Origin of the sequence: Microcystis sp. LE19-10.1B, from assembly GCF_027530565.1 — a bacterium.
In the GTDB taxonomy this organism is placed as follows: Bacteria; Cyanobacteriota; Cyanobacteriia; order Cyanobacteriales; family Microcystaceae; genus Microcystis; species Microcystis aeruginosa.
In genome coordinates, this window is sequence record NZ_JAPZQM010000501.1 from 1 (window position 1) to 8,892 (window position 8,892).

The 8,892-nt window shown below is 48.0% G+C and carries 8 protein-coding genes; 7 read left to right on the forward strand and 1 reads right to left on the reverse strand.

Going from position 1 to position 8,892, the window contains the following annotated elements; all coding sequences use genetic code 11:
• The 3 genes from O9332_RS17995 to ftsH4 form a co-directional block, all read left to right on the forward strand.
• The coding region (locus tag O9332_RS17995) for a zinc ribbon domain-containing protein (protein WP_288026695.1) at positions 1-372 on the forward strand (372 nt) is incomplete at its 5' end.
• A gap of 134 nt (positions 373-506) precedes the next feature.
• Positions 507-1,691, forward strand: coding sequence for a tetratricopeptide repeat protein (locus O9332_RS18000; RefSeq protein WP_002757692.1), 1,185 nt, complete (start codon positions 507-509; stop codon positions 1,689-1,691).
• A gap of 77 nt (positions 1,692-1,768) precedes the next feature.
• Positions 1,769-3,646, forward strand: coding sequence for an ATP-dependent zinc metalloprotease FtsH4 (ftsH4, locus tag O9332_RS18005; RefSeq protein WP_002757693.1), 1,878 nt, complete (start codon positions 1,769-1,771; stop codon positions 3,644-3,646).
• 48 nt (positions 3,647-3,694) lie between these two features.
• Here the strand turns inward: ftsH4 and O9332_RS18010 are convergent, their stop codons facing one another.
• Complete coding sequence (locus O9332_RS18010; RefSeq protein ID WP_002757696.1) at positions 3,695-4,615, reverse strand: LysR family transcriptional regulator; 921 nt, start codon at positions 4,613-4,615, stop codon at positions 3,695-3,697.
• Between the two features lie 270 nt (positions 4,616-4,885).
• Here O9332_RS18010 and O9332_RS18015 point away from each other — a divergent pair, with 270 nt between their 5' ends.
• The 4 genes from O9332_RS18015 (at position 4,886) to O9332_RS18030 (ending at position 8,528) form a co-directional block, all read left to right on the forward strand.
• Positions 4,886-5,137 carry a sulfate permease gene (locus O9332_RS18015; RefSeq protein ID WP_080603588.1) on the forward strand — a complete coding sequence of 84 codons (252 nt, stop codon included), beginning with the start codon at positions 4,886-4,888 and terminating at the stop codon, positions 5,135-5,137.
• Positions 5,138-5,231: 94 nt separating this feature from the next.
• The gene (locus O9332_RS18020; RefSeq protein WP_002757699.1) at positions 5,232-6,353 is read left to right on the forward strand and encodes a sodium-dependent bicarbonate transport family permease; all 1,122 of its coding nucleotides are present in this window, start codon (positions 5,232-5,234) and stop codon (positions 6,351-6,353) included.
• A gap of 75 nt (positions 6,354-6,428) precedes the next feature.
• Positions 6,429-6,767, forward strand: coding sequence for a P-II family nitrogen regulator (locus O9332_RS18025; RefSeq protein WP_002757700.1), 339 nt, complete (start codon positions 6,429-6,431; stop codon positions 6,765-6,767).
• Positions 6,768-7,112: 345 nt separating this feature from the next.
• Positions 7,113-8,528 carry a cation:proton antiporter gene (locus O9332_RS18030; protein ID WP_288026699.1) on the forward strand — a complete coding sequence of 472 codons (1,416 nt, stop codon included), beginning with the start codon at positions 7,113-7,115 and terminating at the stop codon, positions 8,526-8,528.
• Positions 8,529-8,892: the final 364 nt, after the last annotated feature.

The following is an 8,892-nucleotide window of genomic DNA, read 5'->3' on the forward strand; positions in this document are numbered from 1 at the left end:
GTTGAAGATATTAACTTCGTTTCCTGGTCTAGAGGGATCGTTAGAAAACAATCTCTGGATTCAGGTATCGGTAGTTTTATTAACGAGATATTACCGTTTGTCGCTTGGAAACGGGGAAAATATTATCTTAAGGTTGATAAAAACGGAACCTCGCAAGAGTGTCCGAATTGTGGCGCAATTACTGGTAAAAAAGCGTTATCGGAAAGAGTTCACCGGTGTGATTCTTGCGGCCACATTGAACCAAGAGATACGGCATCAGCAAAGGTAATTGAGAACCGAGGAAAAAATGCGGTCGGACTGACCGTGTTAGAAAACGCTTGCGGAGGCGATTTGACGGGGATCGACTGGGTTAAACTCGGTCGATCTAGTTAAAAGCCTAAGAACCGAGAATCCCCCGCTACACCGCGCGAGCGGTTAGCGGGGGAGAGTCAATCCCCGATAACTGATAACTGCTAGACTAATTGGGTGATGCTTGCAAGATTAATAAAACCAGTGTCGAGATTAGAATGCAGGGACTTTTAAGAAAACTTTGGCGTGCGATCGAAAACTTTTTTACCCGACTTTTGGGGGGACAAGGGGGAAAGGGGAGAGTACAAGCGATCGAATCTGTTCCCCTAACCGATACAGACTACGAGTTTCTCTATATGCAGTTACTCGATGGAGTGTCCCACGGTTGGCACGAAGGCAGAATTCTGAGATTTTTTGAGAAATTGGGCGATCGAGGTCGGCAAAAAGATTGGGTAGAATGGTTAGAGCGCTTTGGGAGCCGTCTGCAATCCTCCGCTTCCCTTAACCAACTTCTCGCCACCAGAATGATCCGTTTGGGAGAATTAGCTCGCGCTTTCCCCGGGATTGAACGTATTGGTGAAGCTTCCTACGAGATCGGTTATCAACTCTACACCAAAGAAACTGCCACTTTAATCTGGGAATACGCCGGCGACGATGAGGACCCGGGCAGTTATTCCCAGCCGCAAACCCCAGAAAATTTCTTATATTCGGGTGAAACTAGCGATTTTAACGGTAATGACCCAGAAAATCCCCAATTAGAAACCCTCACCCTCGATGAATTATTTGACCGTCTGCAAAACGATCCTACCCTAGCCGGGCAAATGGCCGAACAATTGGGCATCGAAAATAAGGACGCAGAAAGCATTATTGATAGTCTCATCGCTCAATTTTCCCCCCAGGAAGCTAAAAACCCTGAAACTGCCGAAGATTGGTTTAATCAGGGCTTAGAACAGGCAAATTTAGGCAATTGGTCAAATGCGATCGCCGATTGGGAACAGGCCTTGACGATCGATCCCCAATTAGCCTCGGCCTGGCATAATCGTGGTGGTGCCTTAGCCATGATTGGTAACTACGAAGAAGCTTTAAATAGTTATGATCGCGCCCTAGAAATCACCCCCAACGATCACCAAGTCATTAACGCTAGAGGCAGCGCCCTATACGGACTGCAACGTTGGCAAGAAGCGTTAGAATGTTGGCAACAGGTGCTAGAAGCGGACGATAATTTTTATCAAGCTTGGTACAATCGCGGCAGTACCCTAGAAAATTTAGGCGAAACCCAAGCAGCGATCGCCTGTTATCAAAAAGCTTTAGGGATTGTGCCGGATTTTGAGCTTGCCCAAACCCGTCTAGAGGCTTTACTAGGGCAAAAACCGCCCGAAGACGACGGTAATCCCCCCGCCTGATTCAATCTGAACTTGAGCAGTCAACAGCCTACAATGAGGAGAGGATAGAGACTAATTTTAATCAATCAGGCCCAGCAATGAGTATAAAAAGCAAACCTCCTTCACAATCTCGCCTGATCGGTAATGTTTTATTAGCCGTAGGCGGCTTATTTCTGATTGTTAACCTTCTTTTCCCGCAATTATTTGGCCCTAGCGTCCCCAAAGTTCCCTATAGTCTTTTTATCGACCAAGTGGAAGATGGTAACGTCGCTAGGGTATCCGTGGGACAGAATGAGATTCGTTATCAGCTTAAAAACGACCAAGAGGGCAACTACGGACGAATTTTCAGCACTACACCGATTTTTGACCTAGAATTGCCCAAACGTCTAGAAGCTAAGGGCGTAGAATTCGCCGCCGCACCACCGCCAAAAAATGGCTGGATTGGTAGTGTTCTTAGTTGGGTGATTCCTCCCCTGATTTTTGTTGGTATTTGGCAATTTTTCCTCGCTCGCAGCGGTGGCGGTGGTCCAGCCGGGGCTTTATCGATTACCAAAAGTCGCGCTAAAGTCTATGTGGAAGGAGACACCACCAAAACCACTTTTGAAGATGTGGCCGGTGTGGAAGAAGCGAAAACCGAATTGGCCGAAATCGTCGAATTTCTCAAATATCCCCAACGTTACATTCAAATCGGGGCGCGGATTCCCAAGGGTGTCCTCCTAGTCGGTCCGCCGGGGACAGGAAAAACCCTGCTGGCAAAAGCAGTCGCGGGAGAAGCGGGAGTTCCTTTCTTTAGTATCTCAGGTTCGGAATTCGTGGAACTCTTTGTCGGTGCAGGTGCGGCCCGAGTGCGAGATCTGTTTGAACAGGCCAAGAAAAAAGCCCCCTGTATTATTTTTATCGATGAATTAGACGCGATTGGTAAATCTCGCGCTAACGGTAATTTTATGGGGGGTAACGATGAGCGGGAACAGACTTTAAACCAATTATTGACGGAAATGGACGGTTTTAACGCTGGTGATGCGACGGTAATCGTGCTGGCCGCTACTAATCGCCCAGAAACTCTTGATCCCGCCCTTTTACGCCCTGGCCGTTTTGATCGCCAAGTGTTAGTTGATCGCCCCGATCTGGCTGGACGCTTAAAAATCCTCGAAATCTACGCAGGTAAGGTAAAATTAGGCTCAGATGTGGATTTAAAACAGATTGCTACCCGCACCCCTGGTTTTGCTGGTGCTGACTTAGCTAATCTAGTCAATGAGGCCGCTTTATTGGCAGCCCGCAATCAACGCAGCACCGTCGCCCAAGAGGACTTTAATGAGGCAATCGAGCGGGTAGTGGCCGGTTTAGAGAAGAAAAGCCGGGTTCTCTCGGAAAAAGAGAAGAAAATCGTCGCTTATCACGAAGTTGGTCACGCTCTCGTCGGTGCAGTTATGCCGGGGGGTGGTAAAGTTGCTAAGATTTCGATCGTCCCTCGCGGCATGGCAGCCCTCGGTTATACCCTGCAAATGCCCACGGAAGACCGTTTCCTTATGGATGATACGGAATTACGCGACCAAATTGCTACTCTTTTAGGTGGTCGGGCCGCCGAGGAAATTATCTTTGGTAGTATTACTACTGGGGCAGCTAATGACCTACAGCGGGCGACGGATTTGGCCGAACGCATGGTGACTACTTATGGTATGAGTAAGACCTTAGGTCCCCTGGCCTACGAAAAAGGTCAACAGAATAGTTTTCTGGGAGATGGTATGATGAATCCCCGGCGCTTGGTGAGCGATGATACGGCCAAAGCGATCGATAATGAAGTGAAAGAGATTGTCGAAAATGGTCATCAGCAGGCCCTGGATATCCTTGCTCAAAATCGCGATTTGCTCGAAGAAATTGCCCAAGAAATCCTCAGTAAAGAGGTGATTGAAGGGGAACAGTTGCAAGCACTGCTCGATCGCGTTAAACCCCTCGATCGAGAACCTGTTACTGTTTAGATTGATTTGATTTTTACCTTACCCCATCTTCAACAAAGATGGGGTTTCTCATCTAGAAATTTTGACCTTTAAGAGGGATTGGGGCTGAATATTGAGGAGATAATCCAGAAAAGTCTTGGCGATCACAGATAGTTTTTTATCCTTGGGATAAACCACATACCAATGGCGTTGGATGGGAAAATCTTGCACGTCAAGGATGGTAAATTCCCCATTGGGATTATCTAAATTTAAGACGTGCTGAGACAGAACTGAAATTCCTAAACCACCAGCGATCGCTTGTTTAATGGCTTCATTATTGCCGATTTCCAAACGCAGAGATACAGTGATGCCATGGTCGAGAAAAATTTGCTGTACTGCCCGTCTAATTCCCGATCCCATTTCCCGCATAATAAAAGGTTCCCCTTGCAGTCGTTTAATCGGAATTTTTTTCTGTCCCGCTAGGGGGTGATCTTTGCGAGCAATAACCACGAGGGGATTTTCCAGAAACGGTCGAATCTCTAGGTTTAGCTCTTGGGGGGGTTCGCTTAAAATATATAGGTCATCAACATTATTGATCATCCTTGTTTCTAGGTCTTGGTGATTGGTCAATTCTAGGGACACATCCACCCCTTGGTACTGTTGACAAAAAGGACCTAGGATTTGAGGGATTAAATATTGGGCTGTGGATACCGCCGCTAAACGCAGTTTACCCTGTTTAATGCCCTTGATATCAGCGATCGCCATCTCAAAGTTATCAAGATCCTTGAGGACTGCCTGGCAGGTGACTAATAAACTGCGTCCAGCCTCGGTTAAATACAAACGTTTGCCTATCTGTTCAAATAAGGGTAAACCCACTGATTTAGTCAGTTGTTTCATCTGGGTGGAAACGGTGGGTTGGGTGATCGATAGTTCTTCAGCAGCCCTGGTGAAACTGCCATGACGAGCGGTCGCTTCAAAGACAATCAGTTGATGTAAAGTGGCGTGAATCAAGAGAGGCCTCTAGAGAGCTACACTTCTGTTACTGCCTTGAGGAGCTTTGCTAAACAGAAGCAGGAATGGAGGGGAACGAGTAAAAACCTCCCCACCCCGCTTATATCATAGGTTTAAATCAATACTTTTGTAAAGATATATCGATTTAAACTCAATTTACAAAAATTTGCTTGTCAAGCTATCCGTTCTAGTATAGATTTAGAACAATCGATCTTTAAAAACCATAAAGTTTTGTCTATCAAGGCTGGTCTGTCAACCGCCAGCTTTGTTATGGCAAAAAATCCTTTGCTCAGTTGGATTCTCATGGAAATAACCAATCGTATTCATTTTGACAATTTGCGGGGCGATAGCTTCGGTGGTGTAACAGCTGCCAGCGTTTCTCTCCCTCTAGCTCTTGCCTTCGGGGTGGCTTCTGGGACGGCGATCGAGGCCAGTTTAACCGACAAAAATCCCGAATTAGGCTTACCTGCGGACTTGACACTGTCCAAAGTTCTGCCCGCAACAGGTTTGCTTAAGGGGTAAAGAGCCTTACTCTTACTCTCTTTCAGCTTTTGAAGGTTCATTTAGTTCGTTTATATTCAATACTCCTCATCAGGGGAGGCTTAAGGAGGTATTCGTGGATTTTTTCTCATTGTTTGTCATGGACTTTATCCAGCAGTTGCAGTCGCCAACGCTGGCCTTTTTGATTGGTGGCATGATCATTGCCGCTCTCGGTAGTGAATTGGTCATCCCAGAGTCGATTTGTACGATCATCGTCTTCATGCTGCTGACCAAAATCGGTCTGACCGGCGGGATTGCCATCCGCAATTCCAACCTGACGGAAATGGTATTACCAATGATCTTTGCCGTCATAGTAGGGATTATTGTGGTCTTCGTCGCACGCTATACCTTAGCCAATCTGCCCAAGGTGAAAGTGGTGGATGCGATCGCAACTGGGGGGTTATTTGGAGCCGTGAGTGGCTCGACTATGGCAGCCGGTCTGACGGTACTCGAAGAACAAAAGATCCCCTACGAGGCCTGGGCCGGCGCACTCTATCCCTTTATGGATATCCCGGCGCTGGTAACGGCGATCGTGGTGGCTAACATTTATCTTAACAAGAAGAAGCAGAAAGAATCGGCCTACGACCGCGAGTCTTTTAGCAAGCAGCCGGTGGCGGCCGGGGATTATTCCGATCAGCAGGATTATCCCAGCAGTCGGCAGGAGTATCTCAGTCAGCAGCAGCCTACGGATAATCGGGTCAAGATCTGGCCGATCATTGAAGAAAGCCTTCGCGGACCTGCCCTATCGGCCATGTTATTAGGTCTGGCTTTGGGCATATTCACCCAGCCGGAAACTGTCTATAAAAGCTTCTACGATCCCCTCTTTCGTGGCTTGCTTTCAATCTTGATGCTGGTCATGGGGATGGAGGCTTGGTCAAGGGTTGGCGAACTGCGTAAAGTAGCCCAGTGGTATGTCGTCTATAGCGTCCTAGCACCCTTTGTGCATGGTCTAATCGCCTTCGGTCTCGGCATGGTTGCCCACTACGCCACCGGGTTCAGCTGGGGCGGTGTCGTGGTTCTGGCCGTCATCGCTTCCTCTAGTTCCGACATCTCCGGGCCGCCCACGTTGCGGGCCGGTATCCCCTCGGCTAATCCCTCCGCCTATATAGGCGCGTCCACGGCCATCGGTACGCCCGTAGCGATCGGCTTGTGCATACCCTTCTTCCTTGGTCTCGCCCAGGCCCTCAGCGGCGGCTAGGATTGTGGTCTGTGGGCGCTCCCTTGACGGGGCTTACCAAGCAAATAAATGTACACATTTAAGGAGATAATCAACATGGCCAAACCAGCCAAAAAGCTCGTCATCGTCACAGAAAAGATTTTGTTGAAAAAAGTCGCCAAGATCATCGAAGAATGCGGGGCGAGTGGTTACACGGTGATGGATACTGGCGGTAAAGGCAGTCGCAACGTGCGCTCGTCGGGACAACCCCACGTTTCCGAAACCGATACGAATGTTAAGTTCGAGATACTTACCCCCGATCGAATTATGGCCCAAAATATTGCCAAGCAGGTTGCCGATCAGTTTTTCCTCAATTTTGCGGGCATGATCTATCTCTGTGATGCGGAGGTTCTGTACGGACAGAGTTTCTGTGGACCAGAGGGCTGTGAAATCTAGACAACTAAGCTTGTCTTGATCCGGGCCACCCCATCTGCAGCCTGACTGTCCTTGAGCGGTGGCCCTTTTTCCTATCCCCCAGTTTTATGACCACCTAGGGCTTGCTGAATAAATCTAAAAACCTTGTTGGATAAGGCTTTTAGGCTTTTTTCCCTCAAAAAGTGCTGACCATTGGAGTGATTGGGGGTAAAATTCCTGGACTTTTTCCCTGAAAATTAGGTAACTGACTACCTCAAAATCGGTAAAACCCTACACCCTATACCCCACACCCCACACCCTGCCCCCACGAAAAACTTTTTCAGCAGACCCTACCTAAAACCTTTAAACCCTCATCCCTTTAAACTCATGATTTTGTCCCCTATTCTGCCTCCTTTGATCGGGGAGATAGCGGCTCCCATGGCTCCGCTCCCCTTGCTCGCCACCGTTGTGGCCGAGGATTCACCGATTATTCTCTCTGGCGTATTGCTGACACTGGTGGTGATTTATCTGGCCAGCAAGCTCGGCGCAGAGGCCGCCAGACGATTGGATTTTCCGCCGGTACTGGGAGAACTGGTCGCTGGTGTGATTGTCGGCGTTTCGGCACTGCATCTGCTCATCTTTCCCGAAGGGGGACTATCGGCCTCGGACTCGGTGATTATGACGGTACTGCAAGGATTGAATCAATTGGCCCCGGCTGCCGTAGAGCGAATCTTTGAGTCCCAAAGTGAAGTGATTTCGGTTCTAGCTGAAATCGGTGTGATTATTCTGCTGTTTGAAATTGGCCTAGAATCGGATCTGCGACAACTCAAGGAAGTGGGAATTCAAGCCACGGTTGTGGCCTGTGTGGGGGTTGCGGCACCTTTTGCGGCAGGTACGGCCGGGTTAATGCTCGTCTTTCATGTGGCGGCTATCCCGGCGATTTTTGCGGGGGCAGCCTTAACGGCAACCAGTATCGGTATTACCTCGAAGGTGTTGTCCGAGTTAGGTCAACTCAAATCCAAAGAAGGGCAAATTATTGTCGGTGCGGCGGTGATCGATGATGTCCTCGGTATTATTGTTCTGGCTGTGGTCGCTAGTTTAGCCAAAACTGGTGAGATTGATGTGACCAATGTTATTTATCTGATTGTCAGCGCTACGGCCTTTTTGATCGGATCAATTTTGTTGGGAGGTATTTTTAACAAAAGTTTTGTGGCGATCGTGGAGCGGCTGAAAACTCGGGGCAATATTGTTATTCCGGCATTTGTCTTCGCTTTCTTTATGGCATTTTTGGGCAATGCTATTCATCTGGAAGCGATTTTAGGGGCTTTTGCTGCGGGTTTGGTGCTTGATGAAACTGATACCCGGAACGAGTTGGATGAGTTAATTAAACCGATCGCCGATTTGCTTGTACCAATTTTCTTTGTGACGGTGGGAGCGCGTGCTGATCTCGGTGTTTTAAACCCAACGGTACCGGAGAATCGGGCCGGACTTTTGATCGCTGTCTTTTTGATGGTTGTGGCGATCATCGGTAAACTGGTGACAGGCTGGGCAGTTTTTGGCATATCTGGAATCAATCGCCTCGCCATCGGTGTGGGTATGATTCCCCGGGGTGAGGTGGGTCTAGTTTTTGCTGGGATTGGTTCGGCCAGCGGAATTTTGGATAAGCCTTTGGAGGTGTCGATTATTATTATGGTAATCTTGACGACTTTCCTGGCCCCTCCCTTCCTCCGAATCGCTTTTGGTAAGACGGAAGCTGTTCCCGAAACCCTAGAAAGCAAGGATTCGGCTAATCCTATTCCTTAATTTTGCGGGTAAAATCTGATTTTTTAGACGAGGCTGAAGCATTTTCAGCCTTTTTACAAATCTATGCTAAGGATCACCGGAGCGATCGAGGTAAGATTTGAGAGTATCTAATCTTTTTCCTATGTTCGAGCAGACATTTAAGAATATCGACGATATTCTCCGAAAAGAGGCGGGATGCGCGACGGAGTTGGATTACGCAGAACAGATTTCCTAGATTCTCTTTTTGGCTCTTCGGTTTGTGTTATGCAATGGAGGGGGGTTATAAGGGATGGAACCCTTATATAGAAAGGCATTTAGCGATTTTTGTCAATTGTTTTTTATCTAGAGCGAACTAATCAATTAAGTCTCTTGCCAGATAAGGATT